Origin of the sequence: Bacillus niameyensis (assembly GCF_001375535.1) — a bacterium.
Lineage (GTDB): Bacteria > Bacillota > Bacilli > Bacillales > Bacillaceae_C > Lederbergia > Lederbergia niameyensis.
Genome location: NZ_LN831197.1, coordinates 3,398,184 through 3,422,123, shown reverse-complemented (window position 1 = coordinate 3,422,123; position 23,940 = coordinate 3,398,184). Strand labels below are relative to the sequence as shown.

The following is a 23,940-nucleotide window of genomic DNA, read 5'->3' as shown; positions in this document are numbered from 1 at the left end:
ATTATAATGGAAACTTCTATGATTGGCTGTTTTTTTACTTACAATAATTGTTAGTTTGTCGTTTCTGTTAAATCAAAGCGGGAAATCGTATCTTTTAATTTACTAGCTTGCTCTTTTAATTGTCCTGTTAATTGATCAATTTCTTCCATGTCAGCTGCTTGCTTTATAGCCATCTTAGCTACTTCTTCGGCCCCTGCTGACGTTTCCTCCGCAATGGCAGCTACTTCTTCTGCCTGTGCAGAAGTTTCTTGAACGTTATCCATTTGCCTGTCTACTAAATGAGAAATCGACTCTACCGCTTTAGCAGATTCATGAATCGTTTCTGTCATTTTCGCAATGGCGATATTCGTTTGTTTTCCTTTTCCTACTTCTGAATTAGCTGAGACAACTTGCTCACTAATTTGCTCGACTACTTGATTTACTTCTGATTGGATCGCATTAAGAAGTTCAGAAATTCCATTTACTGCTTTGGCACTTTCATCTGCTAGTTTCCTAACTTCATCTGCGACAACAGCAAAACCTTTTCCATGCTCGCCAGCCCGTGCTGCTTCAATCGATGCATTCAATGCTAATAAGTTCGTTTGATTCGCAATATCTCCAACGAGTTGAATGATTTGCCCAACTTGAGAAGTATTTTCCTCGAGTCGTTTAACAGAATTAAGTGAATCATTATTGTTCACTGCCAAATTGGTAATCCCTTCAACAAGTGACTCTACGACTTCTTGGCTTTTAATTAGTTCAGTCAGCATCACCTGCGAAATTCTCTCGGACTCTTTTGCTCTGTCTTGTACTTCATTCGCTATTCGAGTAATATCTTCTACTGATTCAGCTGTCTGTTGAATCGCCGCAGCTGAACTCTCAGCTCCTAAAGATATTTCTGAAATTGTGTGAGCAGCACTTTCTGCTTCTCCTGCCACTTTCATTGTTTTCTTGGAAATGGAAACGACATTCTCATTTGTACTTGTTACACTTTCTTCGATTTGCTGAACCATTTCTCGAAGATTATGCAACATTAGATTAAAAGCTTTCCCTAAGGAATTGATTTCATCATCTGTTTTACTTACTATCACATCTTCTCTAATGTCTCCATTTCCAGCTCGAACCGCTGCTTCCTCGAGTCGATGTAAAGGTCTAGTTATTACGAATGCTGCAAACCAAGCAATAATCCCCGACCAAATGATTCCTAATAACAAAGTTCCGAGAGTAAACAAAGTCTGATTCATATACTCTTCTACAAGTGGGTAAATAAAATATAAAAAGAAGGCACTTGTAGAAAAGGTTACGGTTGCAACCGTTGTCGTAAACATAACCAATTTCTTCTGTAAACCCATTCGATATTTACGCTTTTTTTTCATTGAACTTCCTCATCCTTTTATGATTAATCTTTAAAAATTCGGCTAATTAAATGGTCAAGCTCAGAAAATGTCATTTTATAAACTTCTAGATCTCCTCCAAAAGGATCAATCACATCGAGGTCATGTTCAGAATGATGTACATATTCTTTTAGGGTAAAAATCTTATCGCTTGCTTCAGGGAAATAATTCATCAGCATTTCCTTATGTGCCAACGTCATCGTCAAAATATGAGTTGCCCAGTTCATATCTTCCTTTTTCACTTGGCTAGATTGATGCTGAATTTCAATGCCATGTTCGTTCAATACACTGGATGCGTTTAATGCTGCCTCTTGCCCTTCTGTTGCAAATAAGCCAGCAGAACGTGCTTGACCTTTTTCTGACCATCTATCGTTAAAAATGGCAGCCGCCATCGGACTTCTACAAGTGTTACCTGTACATATAAACAAAACTTTCAATTAATTTTACCTCCTTTTCTTTTTCTATTTAACATAACGTTCTAAATATGTAGGTCAAAAGCATTACGTAAGTTTATTGAAATTATGCCATATTTGAAAATAAAAAGACAGCCCTCTTTTGAAATAGCTGTCATGAAATAATTATTTTCATAAAGAAAACGGAATAGTTTACCAGGGAAAAGGGAGCAATAGTTTGATCCCAAACGATATAAGGATTACGCCCCCTAGCAGTTCTGCATAGGCGCCAAGCATACTTTGGATTTTACGTCCGATTAAAAGCCCAGACCATGTTAAAAAAATGGATACAGCTGCAAAACAGATAACAGCGATTGCTGCTTTAACTCCAAAAATACCAAGGCTTAATCCAGCTGAAAAACTATCAATACTTACAAGTAAAGAAAAAAGGAATAATCCCCAGCCAGTCGGAATAATAACCGTATCCTCTTCTTTCCGAAAAGAGGAAAAAGCCATCTGCATTCCGATAATAACTAATAAAATTCCTCCAACATATATCGTAATTTGCCCAAATGTGCCGGATAATAGATGACCCATCAGAATTCCAACTAATGGCATTAACAAATGAAAAAGGCCAACAACTAGACCGATATAGAACATTCTTCTTAGTCTTATCTTATAAACACCCATGCCGAGGGATATGGAGAAAGCGTCCATCCCAACTGCAAAAGCCATAATGATCAGCGCAATAAATTCCGCAAGCACTTTCTATTCCCCTTTCACTTTAGGACATGCCTATTAGGGAACATATGCGGATTTATGCAAGAGTAGACTAGCTTTTTTCCTATTCTTATTGAATTCAGTCTTTCTGACGAATCCAGTGATGTCCAGCTGCTTTATCCAATCTATTCATAATCGCAGCTCCAATTCCAGAGTCTGGGAAAACTTCGGAAAAAATACAATCCAATGGAACCTCATCAAATTTTCGCAGTACTTCGTATAAATGGTGAGCAACGGATTGTAAGTCCATTCTGCTGCCACATTCCAGGACAAGATCTGCATTATAATAATGCGTATTTTCAGTTGTAGACATTATGCCTACTTTCAACCCATCCCGGCGCTTTTGATCGATCATACTCTGAATCCATGACGGTTCACCGTCTAATAAATATAAAGGAGCGACAGGAGCATAGTGCTTATATTTCATGCCTGGCGATTTCGGAATTTCCATCTGATTTGGCGAAAGTGGTCCAGCGAGTACATTTCCTATCACCTTTTCTATGTCTTCCATGGAAATACCACCTGGGCGCAATATAATCGGTACTTCCCCTGTACAATCAACGACAGTCGACTCAAGACCTACACCAGTTGGACCGCCGTCAAGAATACCCGCAACTCTCCCATCAAGATCTGTTGCTACATGACGGGCAGTTGTAGGGCTTGGTTTCCCCGATCTATTAGCACTTGGAGCTGCAATCGGCAAACGGGCTGCAGATATGAGTGCTAGCGCAACCGGATGGTCCGGCATCCTTACCGCAATCGTATCAAGACCCGCTGTTACCTTCTCGGAAACAACACCAGCCTTTTTTGGAAAAATAAGCGTTAATGGGCCTGGCCAAAATTCCTTCATTAACAAATGAGCATGGGCTGGTATCGAATCAACTAATTCTTCAAGTTGTTGCAATTCAGCTATGTGGACAATTAGTGGATTGTCAGAAGGTCTTCCTTTCGCCTCATAAATTTTTGCGACGGCGTCATCAGATAATGCATTAGCACCAAGTCCATATACGGTTTCTGTAGGAAATGCCACAACTTGATTAGACTGTAATAATCGAGCTGCCTCTCTAATTTGTGGATAACCTTTTAAATTATCCACATCTTTATTCACAGACCAATGTAAAGAATCCATTGTTCTTTCCTCATTTCTTTTCAAACATTTATTTATTAAAACATCATATATTTTGGGGATTTCCTCTTTTTTTTTAATAAATGAAAGAGGTGTTCCATATTGAAGGTTATACACATATTGTGGATAATTTTCCACATTCCGTGGATAACTCCTGTGATTAATGTGAATAACTACCTTATTATACACAAGTAATTCACAATATTCATATAAAAAAAGAAAAAATCTCCCCCTTGAGAGATTTAAAAGATTTTATTAAATAGTTCCACCAAGAAAAATTTTACCTCAACTTCACTTTCATCATCAACAACAATTGGAGCTTCTGCAGTCTTATCCACATTCTTATCCACAACTTCAGAATCCGCTTCCAGCTGTTCGTTCTTTGACTTCGTTTCTTTCTTTTCTTTAGCTTCTTTTGTTTGTTTCTTTTCTTTCTCTTCTATCTTTTCTTGCTCTTCTCCGGACTCCTCAATCCCTTCACTAACTGCAAGACTATTGGAAAAGTCAAGGAAACAGAGGGGCGGGAATAGAACACACCACCAGTTAGCACCATTACCTTTTCCAAGTGTGATCACAATGGCTTCGTAAGTTCCAGCAGGATAAAGAAATTGACCATAAAGCTTTGTAGGAAACTGTGCTTCGCCAAATTCTACATTAAGTGAATAATCGAATCCTTTTTCTTTTAAAATTTGCTGAGCTATTTCTTCAATTTCATCAAGACGAGAAGTCATCACATGACGTGCGTCTTCTATAGAAGTCAATTCCTCCACCCAACGATTAATTTCGTCATTTACAGCATCGCGAATTTCACGCTTCACTTCTTGGTCTTTCTCACTGTCGCTATTGGCAAGGATCCTGAGACGAATCGCCTCATTCGGAATAACTAATGGATCGACCGCTGCCGCTTGCTCATACTTTGGAATAGCTAAACTAGCCACCGTTCCCAATACGAGTACCAATATATAAATTAACGCTATATTTTTTTGATAGAATCTATGTTTCCTGTAATCTTTCATCATGTCCATCTCCCCTCTATGAGAGCATTATGGACAAAATGATAGAATCGTATACATCTATTTTTTTGAGTACGTTAAAATCTACTGGCTTTTTATAATTGCGTCAAAACAATCCGATCTTTCCCATTTATATCAAATATAATTTCTGTATTTGCCCGAGGAAAAGCCGCTTGCATAATCGCTTGCACAGCAAGCCCCTGTCCAGCTCCGATTTCAAAACCAATTAGCGCTCGTTCATTCACGACTTTAGGCAAGTCGCGCGCCAATCTTCTGTAAAAATCAAGACCATCTATGCCACCAAACAAGGCACTATGCGGCTCATAATTTTTTACGACATCAGATAAATTTTCGCCATCGGGTATATAGGGTGGATTGGAAAGAATGATATCCCACTTTTCACTAGTTTTTAAAAAGGGCTCTAGTAAATCTCCATGGAAAAATGCCATATTTGCATCCAATAAGGAAGCGTTCCTTTTCGCGATTTCGAGTGCATCTTCAGAAATATCAGAAGCAGCTACAGCTAATTCGGGAAACTCTAACTTCATTGTAATAGCGATGGCACCACTGCCAGTCCCGATATCGGCAAGTCTCAAAGGAGTATTCAAACGAGTCTTTATATGCGACGAAATCGCCTCGACTAATTCCTCCGTTTCCGGTCTCGGGATCAAAACATCCTCATTAACGATAAACTTTCGACCGTAAAATTCTTCATACCCAATTATATGTTGAATCGGACGACCTGCGACATGCTCCATGATCGCCTGTTCAAAACGACTCCGATCATGGTCTGATAACGGCATTCTTAACTCAGCAAGAAGCTGGGCTCGCTCCATCTGTAAGATCCACTTCAAAAATAACTCTCCTGCATTTTCATCGCGACCATGGTCTTTTAAAAAAGAAGAAGCCCATTTTAGGGCCTCGAACACTTTCATTTCCGACATGTTTACTCTTCCACGCTCTCTAATTTTTTTGATTGTTCTTCAATGACTAATGCATCGATTACTTCATCAAGTTTTCCCTCTAAAATTTGATCAAGCTTTTGGATCGTCAAACCAATACGATGATCAGTCACACGATTTTGTGGGAAGTTATAAGTACGGATTCGTTCCGAGCGATCTCCAGTTCCAACAGCAGATTTCCGGTTTGCATCATATTCTGCCTGTGCTTCTTGCTGGAATTTATCATAAACCCGAGCACGCAATACTTTCATCGCTTTTTCCTTATTTTTAATTTGCGATTTCTCATCTTGACAAGAAACAACAGTTCCAGTTGGTATATGTGTCAATCGCACAGCAGACATCGTTGTGTTAACACTCTGTCCACCAGGACCACTGGAAGCAAATGTATCGACGCGAATATCTTTTTCATGGATATCTATTTCAACTTCTTCAGCCTCAGGAAGAACAGCAACGGTAGCCGTAGACGTGTGGATACGTCCGCCAGATTCAGTTTCAGGCACACGTTGAACACGATGGGCGCCATTTTCATATTTTAACTTTGAAAAAGCTCCATTTCCATTGATCATGAAGATAATTTCCTTATATCCACCAAGACCTGTTGAGTGAGCTTCAATCACATCTGTTTTCCAACCTTGGTTTTCAGCATAGCGGCTGTACATTCTGTAAAGAGCCCCAGCAAATAACGCTGCTTCATCTCCCCCAGCTGCCCCACGGATTTCCATAATAACGTTTTTATCATCATTAGGGTCCTTAGGGATAAGGAGAATCTTCAAACGTTCTTCCAGTTCCTCTAGTCTATCTTCAAGCTCATTTACTTCTTCTTTCACCATTTCCCGCATATCGCTGTCTAAGTTTTCATTCAGCATTTCTTTCGCATCATTGCATTCATCTTTGGCATTTTTATATTCACGATAAACTTCAACAGTTTCTGCAATTGCAGACTGTTCCTTTGAATATTCACGTAGTTTATCGGCATTGCTAACAATTTCCGGGTCGCTTAAAAGCTCATTTAACCGCTCATAGCGTTCCTCAACAGATTGCAATTTGTCAAACATATCGGTTCACCTCAAAAAGTTGACTTCAAGCACTATTATATTATAACGTGGCAAGGCTCTAAAGCAAATAGTTGGAAAATCATCGTTCTTTAGAAACTTTTTCTCTAACTGGCACTTCATGATGATGGCGGCATCTAGCTTCATACGCCTCGCTTGCACCTACAAGAATAACTGGATCATCATAATAAGCTGGTTTACCGTCAAGGAGCCGTTGAGTTCTACTCGCCGACGATCCACAAACTGCACAAACAGCATGGAGTTTCGTTACTTCCTCCGCAACAGTTAACAGTGCAGGCATTGGTCCAAAAGGCTCACCGCGAAAATCTTGATCAAGACCAGCGATAATAACACGATGACCACTATTAGCCAATTGTTGTGCCACTTGGATCAATCCATCATCAAAAAATTGTGCCTCATCAATTGCAACAACATCCACTTCAGCATTTACACTATGTAAAATGTCGGAAGAGTGTTTAACTGGTAAAGCTTCAACGGCTGTCCCATTATGGGAAACTACTTCATTCACACTATAACGATTATCGATTTGGGGCTTGAAGACGATCGCGACTTCTTTTGCAAATTGAGTTCTGCGCACACGGCGGATTAATTCCTCAGATTTCCCCGAAAACATGCTTCCACAAATAACTTCAATCCAACCTGACTGTTTCATGATTTCCATTATGAAGGATCACCGCACCTTTCTATCTGATGCCTTTATTATTGTATTTTGGGCAATAAAAAAACAGGCAACGTTCTTGCCTGTTTTTCTACTATACAAATCTTACTGTCTAGCTACAAGCGACAGCGACTAGCAAACTTACGGTTTCTTCCTACGATAAGTCAACATCGATTCACCCTACTGGGCTCATCGTGTTTCCTTTATCTCGTCAGAAAACCTTAAAGTTTGTACGTCGCTAAACGTCGCTTTCCGCTTTTCTTACTTCATTCCATACTTCTTATTAAAGCGATCTACACGTCCAGCTGCAGATGCGAATTTTTGACGTCCTGTATAGAATGGATGACATTCTGAACAGATTTCAACACGTACTTCGTCTTTTACAGAAGCACTTTCAAATTCATTTCCACAAGCACATTTAACCATAACTTTTTTATAACCTGGATGAATTCCTGCTTTCATCTTTTCCACTCCTTATGCCCTGAATCATTTGCTGAGTCAGAGTTTAATGTATGTTGATAGGAAGCGAATACGCTCCACTGTCTTTACAAAAATCACATTCTTTATTATAACAACTGAGTTTTTAATTTGCAATAGCTGGTCCAAAATTGTTTAACGCTTCCCACCGAAACATTCGAACTCATTTCCTTCCGCTCTAGCAATATTCCCTTCCTCCATATAAAGAAAATCCCCATCAATTATTTCATCCATTATATGGGTACTTATTAACACAATACTATGAAAGGAAAGTCGTTGAATCGTTCGTTGAAAATATAATCTCTCCGCAATATCTAGCCCTTCAAAAGGTTCATCCAAAATACAGATGCGAGGTTGATTAATTAGAGTTTGGATTAAGCCGACCTTTTTCAATTGGCCACCTGATAGGGAGCGCAACTTCCGTCTTTTTAGTTTAGCCAACCCGCTCTCTTCTAACCATTTTTCTAAAGTTGATTTTACAATCTTATACGGAATCCCTTTATGATAGGCCATATATTTTAAATATCTTTCTATCGTCATTTCTGGGTAGCCTGAAAATTCTTGCGGCATATACCCGATCATTGTTCTAATCTCATCGACATTCAATTGTTTGCGATATAACCCATTATCTTTCATTAGTCTTCTATAACAAATCGTTCCTTTTGCAGGTTGAATGGCGGTCGCGATTAATTTTAAAAGAGAGCTTTTACCAGATCCATTTTTTCCGACAATATTGGTGATTCCTGTTGTAAAGGAACATGTCATTCCTTTAATAATCTTCGTTCCCTCTTTTTCGTATTCTACTCCTTCTAATGAAATTCTCATAAAGAGTCCCTCATAGGTCGATAGCGCCAACGCACTGTTCCAAGCAGGAGAATCGAAATTCCTAAGATCACCGCATGAATAAGCAGATTTGATTGGGCAAAAAGCGAGAAGGACAGTTTATCAAAAAAGATTTGAACGAACCATATCAAGATTGTAAGCAATAACCCCAGTTTTGAACCGAGCCAAATCGTACTAACGAACCCAACAACCCCAAAGAAGAATAAAGGTGTAAATACTTTGAGCATATACATTAATATTCCCGCTTTTCCAGTGATGACAAACACTAAAGGAAAGGCGATCACACATTGCAACACTATAACGATTATAAACCGAGCAAACATTTGCTGAATAAGCGGATAATAACTTAATGTCTCAATCGCATAATTCCCTTCATCTTTCGGGCGAAATGCATAACCAATCACCGCAATCATGATGAGAGTCACCCATTTAATCCAAGCTGCGAACCCAGTCATTTCATCGGCCATATTTTGACTAATCGTGACTGATAAAATCAGCATAATAACGCCTGTTAGAAGCCAGCTTTTCATTCCGTGGAATGTCCACTGGGATAAAAACAAATTGATCCATTTATCTTTCCATGATAAGGAGGATTGGGCGATTTCCAGCTGTGCTCGCAAATCAATCGGCATTGTCACTTCGTCCGATGCTTTTATTTTTTCAATTAAACGAAATGTATCTTCTCTTGTCGGTTCAGGCGCTGTAAAGCGTTCAAAGCGGTCTTTCCACTCTTCTTCTAACCGTGTTAAATCTTGCTCTTCAGTCATTGGCCCTCGCCCCTTTCCTCTCATCCTCTTTTATAATAGATTCAAGTTGTTTCAATCCCCTTGAAATTCGCGTTTTCACCGTGTTAATCGGAAGATCTAATGCGATCGCAATTTCGGCATACTGCAAATCTTGATAAAACCGTAAATAGAGAACCGTTCTATAATCGAGTGATAATTGATTCAATGATTCGACCATCCATTGCCGCTCTATTTGACGATCGATAATATGATGGACTTGACTGTTTTCATTGATTTCAGAGATTCGTTCCCTTTGGGTCGAAGCTTTTCTCCAATAATCTTTGCATGCATTCGTCGCAATTTTATAGATCCACGGCTTAAACTGTTCTGGAACAAATCCCTTTTTTCCTTGTTGATAAATTTTAAGAAACGATTCTTGGACAATATCTTCCGCTAACTTTTCATCTTGCAATAATCGAAATACATAGCCAAACAATGGTTTGTGGTAACGGAAAACAAGAGATTCAAAAGCTGAATCGATTCCAAGCGACAGTTGGCGCATATATTCTTCGTCTTGCATTTTATTTCCTCCATTTAATGTGAGCTGTCATCATCGCAGCTCCCATCAATAGTACTCCTATCCCGATATAACTGGAACGATTATAAAGAATCCAGCGATTTTCCGAAGCCCAAAAGCCACTTTCCCCGCTGACAAATCGCTCAACACTTCCATAGACAAGTAATATAACATTGAAATCCTTCAATAGGGCACCACCGAATAAATAGAACATCCAAAAGAAGATTCCCATCAAAAGTCCACCAAGGGAGTGTTTACCAATTAACGTTCCAAAAAACACAAATCCGCTCATAGCCATATACAAGGGAATTGCAAAAACGAAACTTTTCCAGAAATAATTCCCATAACTATAGGATAAGATGACAGTAACGACGCTTAATAACCCCAGGAAGATCAACGTTGCAAATAGGAGTCTTTCGATTAAAAACTTCCATTTTACAATCGGATAGGTGATAAGTTGATGATAAAATTTTGAATCAAACTCAATAGCAAGGAACCATTGTAAAATAAAGATGAACCAAATAGGTGCTGCTTTTTCATAAATGATACTTGTTAAGTCAGCGATTGTATACGTTCCCGAGTTGTAAATGACAATCGCCATAACTGGTATAGATAAAACAATGAGCAGGGAGTATATCGATCTAAGCCATAGTTTTAAAAAAAGTTGGAGTCGTACGATCATCGCCCTGACTCCTTTTCATATAATTTCAAGGCTGCTGTCATATCAAATTCCTGACCGTTCTCTAATTGGGTCCAATTATAATAAAGGTATTTGACAACGTCTTGAAATTGCTCAGGACTTTCCTCTTCGTAACTAGATAATATATCAACAAGCGTAAGGTCATCATCTTCATTCCACCAAAGACTTTTATACCATTCTTTAAAAGTAGACTCTCCTTGTAAATGATGAAGAATCGGCCAGATCATCGCATCTTCCAACAGGAAAACATCCTCTACGCTCTCCATATCGGACCGTTCTTGAAATAAACTCCTTTGTAATCTATAAGCAATCTGCTCATCATTCGAATCTTGAATGTCCCTATTCCCCCAAACTAAAAAGCCTTGATTCACCGTATCATCGGATAAATAATAATGCTCATCGTTCATTACAAAAATAACGGAAGGGACCATTGGAATACCTAGCCAACCTTCAACAAACCGAGAAGCCTTTTGGTATCTTTCCGCTACATCTTTTGCACCTTTCAAAGCCTCAGGATGAGCAAGGATACGAGTTTCCCCAACAGTCTCTTCTTTGAAGTTGCCCCCAATTAAGGAAAGACCATAAAATGAATCACCTTTATAAAATCCTGCTTCTACTTTTGGAACAGTCAAAGCTATCGGAAGATCCTCGCTCTCAATCTCCACAGTGAAGTTTGTCGGATAATCTTCTACTAATCTTGCATTTCGCATTTCAAAACCAAAATAACGTTCTTCATGTTCTCGGGCAATCACTAACGATCGCTTGCCAATGAGCGGATACCAACCAGCTTCTTTTGGGAGATAAATTCTATTTTTATCAATAAAGGCTTGCTCTACATAGCCATCATACCGGTATTGTAAAATATTCCCCTCATATTCGAGACTTACTTCCATCTCACCTTCAGGCTCCATCATTTCGTCAAATTGAAGCGTGATCCAATCGCCATCCCTTATACAAGTTACTCCCGCTGGACTCGTACATTCTTTAACAGTTAAACCGTGATACAATGTTAACTCGACATCTTTGACAGGAGCTTCCCCATTATTTTTAATCGTTACCTTACTTTGGACACGGAGTTCATCATTGCCTAGAAGTTGCACCTTCAAATCCGCTTTTTCCATGGCAAACTCATACGGCTCATCATCCAAATGTTCATCATAATACGAATTCATCCACTCATAATACTCCATCCCAACCTCTTTTGAATAAGATTGGGCATAGGTCTTTCCTGTTTCAATTAACTTTTTCAATGCTTGTTCATATTGCATATATCGAAAACCACTTACTACTACTGTTGAAATGAGAAAGATCGTTACAAGTAGTAAAATGAGCCGTTTCTCCTGATGACTTCTCCGATTTGGACGGAATATCCACAATGTGATAGAGATTAGAACAATTCCTAGTAAAAAGACACCGATTTGATGCAAGATCGTTGGTGCAAAAACTCGTTCAATCCCCCAAATTCCCTCATAGGGGGTTCCAATAAACATATAATCAAAGGGTGTTAATAAATGAAACCTTGGATTATCGTAAGTTAGTGCCGTACCTACATTATCAAAAGGGAGTGCGAGTGTGAGCAATAAAATAACAGGAATCGAAAGATAAGCAAACATATTTTTTATCAATGTACCAAATAAAAAACCGAAGGAAATAATGAAGAAAAGGGCTCCTTCCATTTGAACAAATACATAAACGAGATGTTTGCTCCATTCCCCAAGTGACATGTCCGCCCCTATGAACCAGAGTGCCTGAATCGCGACCGTTAAGACCGTAATCAGAACTCCATACAATTGGGCCACAAGCCACTTTCCGAGTATCCACTCCATATTTTTCACATGATAGCTTGCCATTAATGGTTCAAATTTCGTTTCACGATCTTTACTAGTAAGATAAACTGCGATAAGACCAATAATTAACAAGTTCAATAGCAACATCCAAATGAATCCGCGGTAAAAAACAGCAGCCGTCTCTTCATAGTGAACTCCTTGGATTTCATAGGAAATAATGATATATCCCCAACAGAGGAGATTGATGATCAAAGGGATCGCAAAAAATTTATTACGTAATAATAAAATCAGTTCTTTTTGAAATACCGTCTTTACTCTCTTCATGCGATCACCCCATTGATCAGAGCCATATATCCGTCTTCGATCGTTGGTTCGATTGCAATCGCATCTTGTCTAGGGGATTCTTTCGCTAAAACTCGGAAAATCACATTCTCTTGATCTCTTCGACTAGAAAGAACGAGATAATCCTTTTCCACACTGTCATATTCTATATAGGGAACAGTGATTTCCCAAACGACGTTTTTAGCCTGTTTTGCTAAAACTTCAGTCGTTCCTTGATAAAGGACATCGCCATGGTGGATGACCCCGACATTTTTACAGCTCGACTCAATGTCACTAATAATGTGGGTCGATAAAATAATCGTATAATCTTTACTAAGCTTTTCGATCACATTGCGGAAACGAATCCGTTCGGATGGATCAAGTCCTGCAGTAGGCTCATCCAAAATAATGAACTTCGGATTCCCAATGAGTGCTTGCGCAATTCCAAGTCGCCTCTTCATCCCACCAGAATATCCTTTAATTTTTTTATTGGCATGATCGAGTAAATTCACTTGCTCTAATACTTTTTCAACCTGTAAATCACGTTCAGCCTTCGCTGTGACACCTTTCATCGAGCATACGTAGTGGAGAAATTCTCGCCCTGTAAATTGGACAGGCGGATGAAAATGCTGTGGCAAATAACCAAGTAATTCGCGAATCTTTCCGCCTTCCTTTGCGAGGTCAAATCCGTAGACTGTTACTTTTCCTTCGTCCCAAGGCAGAAGGGTGCTCAATATATTCATTAAAGTTGATTTCCCTGCTCCATTTGGACCAAGAAGACCAAATAAGCCAGTCCCAATTTGTAAATCAATCATTTTTAGCGCCTCAAATTTGCGATACGTTTTATGTAGTCCTTCTATTTCGATTGTAATCAGAATGTCCGCCTCCTTTAAGCTGTTTCTGATTCTTACACGTTTACCCGCTCCTTTTTGTTTCAAATAGGAAAAATAAATTTATGATAAAAGATAGAGGTTTCAGTCCTTTATAAAAGTGGTTATTCTCATCTTAATTTTATATGGCAAAGTTCTATTCTACCCTTGGGTACAATTTTCTGTTCCTTCGGGCGAATAGAGACGTCCTATTCTACCCCTAGATACACTTTTCTTCCTCTTCGGGCGAATAGGGACGTTCTATTCTACCCTTAGATACACTTTTCTTCCTCCTCGGGCGAATAGAGATGTCCTATTCTTCCCTTGGATGCAATTTTCTTCCTCCTCGGGCGAATAGAGACGTCCTATTCTACCCTTGGATGCAATTTTCTGTTCCTTCGGGCGAATAGGGACGTTCTATTCTACCCTTAGATACACTTTTCTTCCTCCTCGGGCGAATAGAGACGTTCTATTCTACCCTTGGGTACAATTTTCTGTTCCTTCGGGCGAATAGAGACGTCCTATTCTACCCCTAGATACACTTTTCTTCCTCCTCGGGCGAATAGAGACGTCCTATTCTACCCCTAGATACACTTTTCTTCCTCCTCGGGCGAATAGAGACGTCCTATTCTACCCCTAGATACACTTTTCTTCCTCCTCGGGCGAATAGAGACGTCCTATTCTACCCCTAGATACACTTTTCTTCCTCCTCGGGCGAATAGAGACGTCCTATTCTACCCCTAGATACACTTTTCTTCCTCCTCGGGCGAATAGAGACGTCCTATTCTACCCCTAGATACACTTTTCTTCCTCCTCGGGCGAATAGAGACGTCCTATTCTACCCCTAGATACACTTTTCTTCCTCCTCGGGCGAATAGAGACGTCCTATTCTACCCCTAGATACACTTTTCTTCCTCCTCGGGCGAATAGAGACGTCCTATTCTACCCCTAGATACACTTTTCTTCCTCCTCGGGCGAATAGAGACGTCCTATTCTACCCCTAGATACACTTTTCTTCCTCCTCGGGCGAATAGAGACGTCCTATTCTACCCCTAGATACACTTTTCTTCCTCCTCGGGCGAATAGAGACGTCCTATTCTACCCCTAGATACACTTTTCTTCCTCCTCGGGCGAATAGAGACGTCCTATTCTACCCCTAGATACACTTTTCTTCCTCCTCGGGCGAATAGAGACGTCCTATTCTACCCCTAGATACACTTTTCTTCCTCCTCGGGCGAATAGAGACGTCCTATTCTACCCCTAGATACACTTTTCTTCCTCCTCGGGCGAATAGAGACGTCCTATTCTACCCCTAGATACACTTTTCTTCCTCCTCGGGCGAATAGAGACGTCCTATTCTACCCCTAGATACACTTTTCTTCCTCCTCGGGCGAATAGAGACGTCCTATTCTACCCCTAGATACACTTTTCTTCCTCCTCGGGCGAATAGAGACGTCCTATTCTACCCCTAGATACACTTTTCTTCCTCCTCGGGCGAATAGAGACGTCCTATTCTACCCCTAGATACACTTTTCTTCCTCCTCGGGCGAATAGAGACGTCCTATTCTACCCCTAGATACACTTTTCTTCCTCCTCGGGCGAATAGAGACGTCCTATTCTACCCCTAGATACACTTTTCTTCCTCCTCGGGCGAATAGAGACGTCCTATTCTACCCCTAGATACACTTTTCTTCCTCCTCGGGCGAATAGAGACGTCCTATTCTACCCCTAGATACACTTTTCTTCCTCCTCGGGCGAATAGAGACGTCCTATTCTACCCCTAGATACACTTTTCTTCCTCCTCGGGCGAATAGAGACGTCCTATTCTACCCCTAGATACACTTTTCTTCCTCCTCGGGCGAATAGAGACGTCCTATTCTACCCCTAGATACACTTTTCTTCCTCCTCGGGCGAATAGAGACGTCCTATTCTACCCCTAGATACACTTTTCTTCCTCCTCGGGCGAATAGAGACGTCCTATTCTACCCCTAGATACACTTTTCTTCCTCCTCGGGCGAATAGAGACGTCCTATTCTACCCCTAGATACACTTTTCTTCCTCCTCGGGCGAATAGAGACGTCCTATTCTACCCCTAGATACACTTTTCTTCCTCCTCGGGCGAATAGAGACGTCCTATTCTACCCCTAGATACACTTTTCTTCCTCCTCGGGCGAATAGAGACGTCCTATTCTACCCCTAGATACACTTTTCTTCCTCCTCGGGCGAATAGAGACGTCCTATTCTACCCCTAGATACACTTTTCTTCCTCCTCGGGCGAATAGAGACGTCCTATTCTACCCCTAGATACACTTTTCTTCCTCCTCGGGCGAATAGAGACGTCCTATTCTACCCCTAGATACACTTTTCTTCCTCCTCGGGCGAATAGAGACGTCCTATTCTACCCCTAGATACACTTTTCTTCCTCCTCGGGCGAATAGAGACGTCCTATTCTACCCCTAGATACACTTTTCTTCCTCCTCGGGCGAATAGAGACGTCCTATTCTACCCCTAGATACACTTTTCTTCCTCCTCGGGCGAATAGAGACGTCCTATTCTACCCCTAGATACACTTTTCTTCCTCCTCGGGCGAATAGAGACGTCCTATTCTACCCCTAGATACACTTTTCTTCCTCCTCGGGCGAATAGAGACGTCCTATTCTACCCCTAGATACACTTTTCTTCCTCCTCGGGCGAATAGAGACGTCCTATTCTACCCCTAGATACACTTTTCTTCCTCCTCGGGCGAATAGAGACGTCCTATTCTACCCCTAGATACACTTTTCTTCCTCCTCGGGCGAATAGAGACGTCCTATTCTACCCCTAGATACACTTTTCTTCCTCCTCGGGCGAATAGAGACGTCCTATTCTACCCCTAGATACACTTTTCTTCCTCCTCGGGCGAATAGAGACGTCCTATTCTACCCCTAGATACACTTTTCTTCCTCCTCGGGCGAATAGAGACGTCCTATTCTACCCCTAGATACACTTTTCTTCCTCCTCGGGCGAATAGAGACGTCCTATTCTACCCCTAGATACACTTTTCTTCCTCCTCGGGCGAATAGAGACGTCCTATTCTACCCCTAGATACACTTTTCTTCCTCCTCGGGCGAATAGAGACGTCCTATTCTACCCCTAGATACACTTTTCTTCCTCCTCGGGCGAATAGAGACGTCCTATTCTACCCCTAGATACACTTTTCTTCCTCCTCGGGCGAATAGAGACGTCCTATTCTACCCCTAGATACACTTTTCTTCCTCCTCGGGCGAATAGAGACGTCCTATTCTACCCCTAGATACACTTTTCTTCCTCCTCGGGCGAATAGAGACGTCCTATTCTACCCCTAGATACACTTTTCTTCCTCCTCGGGCGAATAGAGACGTCCTATTCTACCCCTAGATACACTTTTCTTCCTCCTCGGGCGAATAGAGACGTCCTATTCTACCCCTAGATACACTTTTCTTCCTCCTCGGGCGAATAGAGACGTCCTATTCTACCCCTAGATACACTTTTCTTCCTCCTCGGGCGAATAGAGACGTCCTATTCTACCCCTAGATACACTTTTCTTCCTCCTCGGGCGAATAGAGACGTCCTATTCTACCCCTAGATACACTTTTCTTCCTCCTCGGGCGAATAGAGACGTCCTATTCTACCCCTAGATACACTTTTCTTCCTCCTCGGGCGAATAGAGACGTCCTATTCTACCCCTAGATACACTTTTCTTCCTCCTCGGGCGAATAGAGACGTCCTATTCTACCCCTAGATACACTTTTCTTCCTCCTCGGGCGAATAGAGACGTCCTATTCTACCCCTAGATACACTTTTCTTCCTCCTCGGGCGAATAGAGACGTCCTATTCTACCCCTAGATACACTTTTCTTCCTCCTCGGGCGAATAGAGACGTCCTATTCTACCCCTAGATACACTTTTCTTCCTCCTCGGGCGAATAGAGACGTCCTATTCTACCCCTAGATACACTTTTCTTCCTCCTCGGGCGAATAGAGACGTCCTATTCTACCCCTAGGTACACTTTTCTTGCTCCTCGGGCGAATAGACATTCTATTTCAGGACACAAAAATAGCATGTGAATCTTTTTACAGTTTCACATGCCATTTATCTGCTATTTTTTTAAGATCTTCCACTTACTCCGGCTTTCATTTCTGCGTCGAGCATATTGAAGAATTCTTCGTTCGTTTTGGACTGTCTTAACTTACGCATGAACTTTTCAATAAAGTCAGGTGTATCAGACATCGCCTTACGTAATTTCCATAGTTTATCCAACTGTGCTTTTGGAATTAGCAGCTCTTCTTTTCTTGTACCAGAGCGGCGAATGTCGATCGCAGGGAAGATTCTTCTTTCTGCAAGAGAGCGATCCAGATGCAACTCTAGATTTCCCGTTCCTTTAAATTCCTCATAAATAACATCATCCATCCGGGAACCTGTATCAACAAGGGCTGTTGCTAGAATCGTTAAGCTGCCTCCCTCTTCAATATTACGGGCAGCACCGAAGAATCGTTTCGGCCGATGGAATGCAGCTGGATCAATTCCCCCAGATAGAGTTCGACCGCTTGGCGGAATGACAAGATTATAGGCACGAGCCAATCGGGTAATACTATCCATTAGAATAATAACATCACGGCGATGTTCTACAAGACGCATAGCGCGCTCTAATACAAGCTCTGCCACTTTAATATGGTTTTCAGGAACTTCATCAAAAGTGGAACTCACAACATCCGCGTTAACAGATCTTTCAATGTCAGTTACTTCTTCAGGACGTTCATCAATTAAAAGCACGATTAATTCTGCTTCAGGATGATTAGTCGTAATAGAATTAGCAATTGATTTTAGTAACATCGTCTTTCCTGCTTTTGGTGGAGCTACGATCAAACCACGTTGTCCGAAACCAACTGGGGAAACTAAGTCCATAATTCTCGTTGATAGATTGGTTGGGGTTGTTTCCAATTTGATTTGACGATCAGGATAAAGTGGAGTTAATGCAGGGAAGTGGACACGTTCCTTTGCACTTTCCGGGTCTTCTCCATTAACAGCTTCTACATGGAGCAGGCCAAAGTACCGCTCGTTTTCTTTCGGAGGCCGAACTTTACCAGAAACTTTATCACCATTCCGTAAGTCAAAGCGACGAATCTGTGATGCAGAAATGTAAATGTCCTCGGAGCTAGCCGTGAAGTTGATTGGACGTAAAAATCCGAAACCTTCGGACTGGATAATTTCTAAGACACCCTCCATGAAGAAGAAGCCTTCTCTTTCTGCGCGAGCTTTTAAAATAGAAAAGATTAATTCCTTTTTTGTTAATTTACTGTAGTAGGAAATTTTGTATTCCTTTGCAAGTTCATATAATTCTTTGAGTTTCATATCTTCCAACAATGAAATATTTAAATCAGCCATTATGACACCACACTTTTTAAATTTAAAAAATCACCAAAATTATATTATAAAACACCACAGACGAGAATACCTATCCACCAACAATTTGAAATATAAGGACAAAAACGCGTTGACTATCGGCGGCAAACTTTCCAATAGAGTTGAACGGCTAAAGACGCGCCGTTTTGACCAACATCTTGTTGGCCCGAGATAAAGGGAACACGGCGAAGCATGAACCAATGTTGACTTATCATAGGAAAATTTGCTAGTCAAAATATGTATTGGAGCTAGACGAGTATACATAGCGTTTTAACTTATCCATATCCTCCAATTTATAATTTCTAAGCAACCAGAAAGAAGTTACTCTTGTTGATTTTCGGGAAGGAAAGCATATGATAGCCGTACAGCTGAAGAGTAGAAGATGGAATTTTATCGGCATTGAAATAAAATTCCGATAAGTTCAACTAAATCAGTGGAGATAAAGTAAAACTTCAATTAGTCGGGGTCTTGTTGCTAGTATATTCAGGATAAAGAGACCCGATTTTCGGAAGGCTCACTTTATGCCTATATTGTACACGGAAACATGAAAAGTTGCAAAGGAGAGTCTACATTTCTTTTTGAAAAGACTCTCCTTTAAAACTAGGCGATTGCCCTTAAGAATTTTTAAACTGTTCAATTTCAACTTGGGACATTTCCTCACGCCAAATAGTTGCTCCAAGTCCATTCAATTTTTCAACGAGACCACTATATCCACGATCGATATGTTCCAGACCTGTTATTTCTGTGACCCCTTCCGCAAGTAAACCTGCAATCACAAGCGCCGCACCAGCTCGCAAATCAGTCGCTTTTACTTTTGCACCTTGCAATTTGGACGGGCCGTTAATAATCGCGGAACTGCCTTCCACTTTAATGTTTGCGTTCATTCTTCTTAATTCATCTATATGTTTGAAACGTGCCGAATAGATTGTATCAGTCACAATTGAAGAACCTTTCGCTTTCGTTAAAAGCACAGTGAAAGGTTGCTGCAAGTCTGTTGGAAATCCAGGATAGACGAGAGTCTTTACATCAATAGGTTTGTAGTGATCACTTTTACCAATAAAGACTTGATCATCCCCTGCTTCGACATGTACACCCATTTCCCTTAATTTAGCAGTTAATGACTCCAAATGATGGGGAATAATATTATCAATTAACACGCCTTCTCCTACAGCAGCTGCTAAGATCATATATGTACCCGCTTCTATTCTGTCAGGGATAATGGTATGACGGCAACCTTCCAATTTTTCCACACCATCAATCCTAATTACATCCGTACCTGCGCCTTTAATCTCAGCACCCATACTCGTTAAAAGTGTTGCTACATCAATTATCTCCGGCTCTTTCGCAGCATTTTCGATAATCGTCCGACCCTTTGCTTTTACAGCCGCAAGCATAATATTAATAGTAGCACCAACACTAACAACGTCTAAGTATATTCGTGAACCACGCAATTCATCCGCACGCAAATAAATAGCGCCTTGTTCATTTGTTACTCTGGCACCTAATGATTCAAAACCTTTAATATGTTGATCAATGGGACGCGGTCCTAGATGGCATCCACCTGGGAGACCAATCACAGCTTTTTTAAAGCGTCCAAGCATTGCACCCATTAAATAATAAGAAGCTCTTAACTTTTTTACTTTGCCATTCGGTAAAGGCATCGAAACCATTTTAGTCGGGTCGACAGTCATCGTACCATTCTCAAATGTGACGTCTCCGCCAATTTCTTCAAGCAAAGCTTTTAATGTGTGAACATCCGATATATCTGGAAGTCCATCAATCGTTACAGGCGAGTCGGCCAAGATCGTAGCAGGGATCAGAGCAACAGCACTGTTTTTGGCCCCACTCACTTTAATGGTACCTTTGATAGGAAATCCGCCCGCAATTTTAAGCTTTTCCATCTTTGTCTTCCTTTCCGCCCGTTTCATTCATTGTTCCATAATCAAAAAACAAGGCATTTTACAGGTATTATATACGAATTTTGGCGAAACATGTAGGCTATCTGACTATATTTAACATTAGTAACATGTTTGTCTTATAAAAAACTACGTACTTTTTCAAGCTAAAAGCACGACGTCGTGTCGCAACGTATAATAAACTTCTTAGGATTCTAACGAAATAAAGGATTCAGGATGAGCCAAAAAGCGAATCCGGCTTCCTTATATACTAGGCAGTGAAGCTAGACAAGCAAACCTTGAGGATTCGACTCCTTGATTCATATGATTAGTAATAGTGGAACGATAGATGGGGCTCTTGTTTAGTTGATTCTAATAGTGAACGAAAACCGCTCCTCTTGCGATGGGGGCGGCCTTCATTCAGTATCATTCAGTTCTATATAGCTATTAAGCTTTTCCAGTGGAACCAAATTCGCGCATTTTTCCAACGACAGTTTCTTTAATTGCGTCACGTGCTGGTCCTAAATATTTACGTGGATCATAAAGATCAGGTTTAGCCGCTAAAACTTCACGTACAACTTTTGCAGAAGAAATTTGGTTTTCTGTGTTGACATTGATTTTAGCTGTACCTAATGAAATAGCACGCTGAATATCTTTTGTCGGGATTCCAGTACCGCCATGAAGAACAAGTGGAATACCAGTCAAATCACGAACTTCTTCCATTCGATCAAAGCCAAGATTTGGTTCACCTTTGTAAGGACCATGAACAGATCCTAATGCAGGAGCAAAGCAATCTACTTTTGTTTCACGAACAAGACGATCGCATTCTGCTGGAATAGCATATGCTGCATCTGCATCATCAACTGTTAAATCATCTTCTTGTCCACCAATTCGTCCAAGTTCTGCTTCAACAGATACTCCATGAATATGAGCAAGTTCAACAACTTTTTTAGTCAACTCAATGTTTTCTTCTAATGGGAAATGGGAACCGTCAATCATAACAGATGTGAAACCTGCATGAATTGCTTGTGCACATGCTTCAAAACTTGAACCATGGTCAAGGTGAATTGCGACAGGAACGGTAGTACCATATTCCTCCATTAAACTTTCGACCATTTTTACAACAAACTTAAATCCGCCCATATAGCGCGCGGCACCCTCTGATACACCAAGGATAACAGGTGATTTTTCTTCTTCAGCAGCTTGAAGGATCGCTTGAGTAAACTCAAGGTTATTGATATTAAATTGGCCTACTGCGTATTTTTCATCTTTTGCTTTATTAAGCATGTCAGTCATGGAAACTAAAGGCATACTTTCTTCCTCCTCTAAGTAAACTGCGCACTGGTGTGCTAGGACTATCCGGCTCCATTTTGCTGGGCTGGATTTATTTCTTTATTATCATATCAAATTCGTCTTTTTATTACCAATGATAGCAAACTTTTTTAGAAGGAAACCTTATTTTACAATACCATGCACTGATAGTAAGACCTATTTAAAATAAAGCTTCACTTATTTATTATGTAAATGATCTAGTTCGAAATATACTTTTTTACAGTTTCTCGAACTTCTTGGATATCAAAGGGTTTAGTGAATTGACCCAGAATTCCTAGTTCTTTTGAAGCTTCTATCATTTCATGTTCTCCATAAGCCGTCATAATGATTACACGAATATGCTCATTTATTTGTTTCATTCTTTTGAGAATTTCGGGACCGTCCATCCCTGGAATCCGCATATCTAATAAAACCAGATCAGGATCATGCTCTTTTACGATCGATAAAGCTTGAGGACCGTTAGCTGCTTGAAAAATTTGAAAACCTTCTTTTTGAAAAATTTCGTTTAATAGTGTTCGAATACCAAACTGATCATCAACAATTAAAAGTTTTCCCTTCATTTCATCTCCCTCTCTACACTCATCATTATAAGCAAAATACTTGGAAGTTAATAGAGCATTAAGTTACAATTCCATAACTATTATTTCTGTTTCTTTTCAATTACTCCTTCCCTAATATGTAATTCTAGAAACTGTTTTTCCTATTTTTTTAATATATAATAAAAAGAATGGGTCAAAGGAGCGAATTTATATGCAAAAAATGTTCACAACCCAATTAATGGGACTTTTTAAGCGAATCATGGATCATGAAGAATATTCAATCGAGGACGGTGCTAGACTATTAGCCCAGGCGGCAGCAGGAGAAGGCACGATTTTCATTAAAGGTTTTGACGAAATGGATGGTGTTACCTTCGAAGCTTTGGAAGGCGCAGAACCTTTAAAAATTGCTCGTCGGCTTGAATCGGTCGCTAGTATAGAATCTGTAGATCGAGTCCTTATCCTGACACGCTATTCGGACCATGAGGAAGCTATAAAACTAGCTGAAGAACTTGCGGAAAAGGGGATACCTTTTGTAGCGATTTCTGGAAATAGAGATTCTGAAGGAAAAAGAATAACAGATCTTGCAGACGTCCATATCCACACCCACCTTCTAAAACCATTACTCCCAGGTGATGATGGAAATCGAGTTGGCTTCCCTTCTTTAATGGCAGGGCTTTATATTTATTCTTTATTGAAATTTGCGTTGGAAGAAATTTTAGAGGACTATGAAGATTAGCTTATATAAGGCAAGAGGAGAAAAATGACACTGTTTTCTCCTCCTGTTTTTGTATCTTTTTGCTTATTACCTGAAAATAGCCAGCATTCGCCAGCTATTTTCAGGAGATTGTGAGCAAAGGCCACAATTCCGAATTCAGTGTGGACCTTTTCAAGACCCCGTAGTAAAAATCTACGGAATGATCAATTGCCCTTGATGTGACCGAACACGCTTTCCACCTCAATCTTGCGCCGAGCGTAGATAGCTGCCTTCTTATCACATTCAAGGGCTGTTTTTGCTTTTGTTTTCATTTCTTCGAAAATCGGATTCCAATGAACTTGACGATCACCTTTGACTTTTGTG

Annotated in this window: 20 protein-coding genes and 2 pseudogenes; 1 reads left to right on the top strand and 21 read right to left on the bottom strand. The window is 40.4% G+C overall.

Annotated elements, in window-relative coordinates:
- Positions 1–50 precede the first annotated feature (50 nt).
- The 20 genes and pseudogenes from BN1243_RS16020 to BN1243_RS15930 form a co-directional block, all read right to left on the bottom strand.
- A complete protein-coding gene (locus BN1243_RS16020) occupies positions 51–923 on the bottom strand; it encodes a methyl-accepting chemotaxis protein (RefSeq protein WP_407638894.1) in 873 nt (290 codons plus the stop codon).
- A gap of 81 nt (positions 924–1,004) precedes the next feature.
- A pseudogene (locus BN1243_RS23075) lies at positions 1,005–1,223 on the bottom strand (HAMP domain-containing protein); the annotation flags it as partial.
- A gap of 155 nt (positions 1,224–1,378) precedes the next feature.
- The gene (locus BN1243_RS16015) at positions 1,379–1,810 is read right to left on the bottom strand and encodes a low molecular weight protein arginine phosphatase (RefSeq protein ID WP_084781982.1); all 432 of its coding nucleotides are present in this window, start codon (positions 1,808–1,810) and stop codon (positions 1,379–1,381) included.
- Between the two features lie 168 nt (positions 1,811–1,978).
- Positions 1,979–2,500, bottom strand: a complete 522-nt coding sequence (locus BN1243_RS16010; protein ID WP_062110694.1) for a manganese efflux pump MntP — start codon at positions 2,498–2,500, stop codon at positions 1,979–1,981.
- Positions 2,501–2,624: 124 nt separating this feature from the next.
- Complete coding sequence (locus tag BN1243_RS16005) at positions 2,625–3,674, bottom strand: L-threonylcarbamoyladenylate synthase (RefSeq protein WP_062110692.1); 1,050 nt, start codon at positions 3,672–3,674, stop codon at positions 2,625–2,627.
- A 239-nt stretch (positions 3,675–3,913) separates the two neighbouring features.
- Positions 3,914–4,687 (bottom strand): stage II sporulation protein R, encoded by a 774-nt coding sequence (spoIIR, locus tag BN1243_RS16000; protein WP_062110690.1) that lies wholly within the window; start codon positions 4,685–4,687, stop codon positions 3,914–3,916.
- A 92-nt stretch (positions 4,688–4,779) separates the two neighbouring features.
- Positions 4,780–5,619, bottom strand: a complete 840-nt coding sequence (gene prmC, locus BN1243_RS15995) for a peptide chain release factor N(5)-glutamine methyltransferase (RefSeq protein WP_062110688.1) — start codon at positions 5,617–5,619, stop codon at positions 4,780–4,782.
- An 11-nt stretch (positions 5,620–5,630) separates the two neighbouring features.
- Positions 5,631–6,701, bottom strand: coding sequence for a peptide chain release factor 1 (gene prfA / locus BN1243_RS15990; RefSeq protein ID WP_062108456.1), 1,071 nt, complete (start codon positions 6,699–6,701; stop codon positions 5,631–5,633).
- A gap of 79 nt (positions 6,702–6,780) precedes the next feature.
- Entirely contained in the window at positions 6,781–7,380 is a 600-nt protein-coding gene (locus tag BN1243_RS15985) for a thymidine kinase (RefSeq protein WP_062108454.1), read from the bottom strand.
- A 258-nt stretch (positions 7,381–7,638) separates the two neighbouring features.
- Positions 7,639–7,839: a 50S ribosomal protein L31 gene (gene rpmE / locus BN1243_RS15980; protein ID WP_062108450.1), complete on the bottom strand. Its 201-nt coding sequence runs from the start codon at positions 7,837–7,839 to the stop codon at positions 7,639–7,641.
- 150 nt (positions 7,840–7,989) lie between these two features.
- A complete protein-coding gene (locus BN1243_RS15975; RefSeq protein ID WP_062108448.1) occupies positions 7,990–8,679 on the bottom strand; it encodes an ATP-binding cassette domain-containing protein in 690 nt (229 codons plus the stop codon).
- The gene (locus BN1243_RS15970) at positions 8,676–9,464 is read right to left on the bottom strand and encodes a hypothetical protein (RefSeq protein ID WP_062108446.1); all 789 of its coding nucleotides are present in this window, start codon (positions 9,462–9,464) and stop codon (positions 8,676–8,678) included. Before BN1243_RS15970 ends, BN1243_RS15975 begins: the two co-directional genes overlap by 4 nt.
- Positions 9,457–10,002, bottom strand: a complete 546-nt coding sequence (locus BN1243_RS15965) for an RNA polymerase sigma factor (RefSeq protein WP_062108444.1) — start codon at positions 10,000–10,002, stop codon at positions 9,457–9,459. Before BN1243_RS15965 ends, BN1243_RS15970 begins: the two co-directional genes overlap by 8 nt.
- 1 nt (position 10,003) lies before the next feature.
- A complete protein-coding gene (locus BN1243_RS15960; protein ID WP_062108441.1) occupies positions 10,004–10,681 on the bottom strand; it encodes a hypothetical protein in 678 nt (225 codons plus the stop codon).
- Positions 10,678–12,810, bottom strand: coding sequence for an ABC transporter permease (locus BN1243_RS15955; RefSeq protein ID WP_062108439.1), 2,133 nt, complete (start codon positions 12,808–12,810; stop codon positions 10,678–10,680). The genes BN1243_RS15960 and BN1243_RS15955 overlap by 4 nt, the downstream gene beginning before the upstream one ends.
- Positions 12,807–13,745: an ABC transporter ATP-binding protein gene (locus BN1243_RS15950; protein ID WP_230200224.1), complete on the bottom strand. Its 939-nt coding sequence runs from the start codon at positions 13,743–13,745 to the stop codon at positions 12,807–12,809. The genes BN1243_RS15955 and BN1243_RS15950 overlap by 4 nt, the downstream gene beginning before the upstream one ends.
- Positions 13,746–17,800: 4,055 nt before the next feature.
- Complete coding sequence (rho, locus tag BN1243_RS15945; protein ID WP_062108435.1) at positions 17,801–19,078, bottom strand: transcription termination factor Rho; 1,278 nt, start codon at positions 19,076–19,078, stop codon at positions 17,801–17,803.
- 632 nt (positions 19,079–19,710) lie between these two features.
- Positions 19,711–20,997, bottom strand: coding sequence for a UDP-N-acetylglucosamine 1-carboxyvinyltransferase (locus BN1243_RS15940; RefSeq protein WP_062108433.1), 1,287 nt, complete (start codon positions 20,995–20,997; stop codon positions 19,711–19,713).
- A 441-nt stretch (positions 20,998–21,438) separates the two neighbouring features.
- Positions 21,439–22,302, bottom strand: coding sequence for a class II fructose-1,6-bisphosphate aldolase (gene fba / locus BN1243_RS15935; protein WP_062108431.1), 864 nt, complete (start codon positions 22,300–22,302; stop codon positions 21,439–21,441).
- 218 nt (positions 22,303–22,520) lie between these two features.
- Complete coding sequence (locus tag BN1243_RS15930; RefSeq protein ID WP_062108427.1) at positions 22,521–22,883, bottom strand: response regulator; 363 nt, start codon at positions 22,881–22,883, stop codon at positions 22,521–22,523.
- 190 nt (positions 22,884–23,073) lie between these two features.
- Between BN1243_RS15930 and BN1243_RS15925 the strand changes: the two genes are divergently transcribed.
- Positions 23,074–23,598 carry a DUF2529 domain-containing protein gene (locus BN1243_RS15925; protein ID WP_062108425.1) on the top strand — a complete coding sequence of 175 codons (525 nt, stop codon included), beginning with the start codon at positions 23,074–23,076 and terminating at the stop codon, positions 23,596–23,598.
- On the opposite strand, the pseudogene BN1243_RS23135 reads toward BN1243_RS15925, so the two are convergent.
- Positions 23,595–23,940: pseudogene (locus BN1243_RS23135) on the bottom strand (transposase); the annotation flags it as partial. The gene BN1243_RS15925 and the pseudogene BN1243_RS23135 overlap by 4 nt on opposite strands.

What these genes read in the sequence shown, in the direction of transcription:
- BN1243_RS15960 (WP_062108441.1), bottom strand. Translation starts at nt 10,681, where the DNA reads ATGATCGTACGACTCCAACTTTTTTTAAAACTATGGCTTAGATCGATA.
- BN1243_RS15930 (WP_062108427.1), bottom strand. Translation starts at nt 22,883, where the DNA reads ATGAAGGGAAAACTTTTAATTGTTGATGATCAGTTTGGTATTCGAACA.
- BN1243_RS16010 (WP_062110694.1), bottom strand. Translation starts at nt 2,500, where the DNA reads ATGGCTTTTGCAGTTGGGATGGACGCTTTCTCCATATCCCTCGGCATG.
- BN1243_RS15955 (WP_062108439.1), bottom strand. Translation starts at nt 12,810, where the DNA reads ATGAAGAGAGTAAAGACGGTATTTCAAAAAGAACTGATTTTATTATTA.
- BN1243_RS15975 (WP_062108448.1), bottom strand. Translation starts at nt 8,679, where the DNA reads ATGAGAATTTCATTAGAAGGAGTAGAATACGAAAAAGAGGGAACGAAG.
- BN1243_RS16020 (WP_407638894.1), bottom strand. Translation starts at nt 923, where the DNA reads ATGAAAGTGGCAGGAGAAGCAGAAAGTGCTGCTCACACAATTTCAGAA.
- spoIIR (WP_062110690.1), bottom strand. Translation starts at nt 4,687, where the DNA reads ATGAAAGATTACAGGAAACATAGATTCTATCAAAAAAATATAGCGTTA.
- prmC (WP_062110688.1), bottom strand. Translation starts at nt 5,619, where the DNA reads ATGAAAGTGTTCGAGGCCCTAAAATGGGCTTCTTCTTTTTTAAAAGAC.
- prfA (WP_062108456.1), bottom strand. Translation starts at nt 6,701, where the DNA reads ATGTTTGACAAATTGCAATCTGTTGAGGAACGCTATGAGCGGTTAAAT.
- BN1243_RS15940 (WP_062108433.1), bottom strand. Translation starts at nt 20,997, where the DNA reads ATGGAAAAGCTTAAAATTGCGGGCGGATTTCCTATCAAAGGTACCATT.
- BN1243_RS15965 (WP_062108444.1), bottom strand. Translation starts at nt 10,002, where the DNA reads ATGCAAGACGAAGAATATATGCGCCAACTGTCGCTTGGAATCGATTCA.
- rpmE (WP_062108450.1), bottom strand. Translation starts at nt 7,839, where the DNA reads ATGAAAGCAGGAATTCATCCAGGTTATAAAAAAGTTATGGTTAAATGT.
- BN1243_RS15925 (WP_062108425.1), top strand. Translation starts at nt 23,074, where the DNA reads ATGCAAAAAATGTTCACAACCCAATTAATGGGACTTTTTAAGCGAATC.
- BN1243_RS15970 (WP_062108446.1), bottom strand. Translation starts at nt 9,464, where the DNA reads ATGACTGAAGAGCAAGATTTAACACGGTTAGAAGAAGAGTGGAAAGAC.
- fba (WP_062108431.1), bottom strand. Translation starts at nt 22,302, where the DNA reads ATGCCTTTAGTTTCCATGACTGACATGCTTAATAAAGCAAAAGATGAA.
- BN1243_RS16005 (WP_062110692.1), bottom strand. Translation starts at nt 3,674, where the DNA reads ATGGATTCTTTACATTGGTCTGTGAATAAAGATGTGGATAATTTAAAA.
- BN1243_RS15985 (WP_062108454.1), bottom strand. Translation starts at nt 7,380, where the DNA reads ATGGAAATCATGAAACAGTCAGGTTGGATTGAAGTTATTTGTGGAAGC.
- rho (WP_062108435.1), bottom strand. Translation starts at nt 19,078, where the DNA reads ATGGCTGATTTAAATATTTCATTGTTGGAAGATATGAAACTCAAAGAA.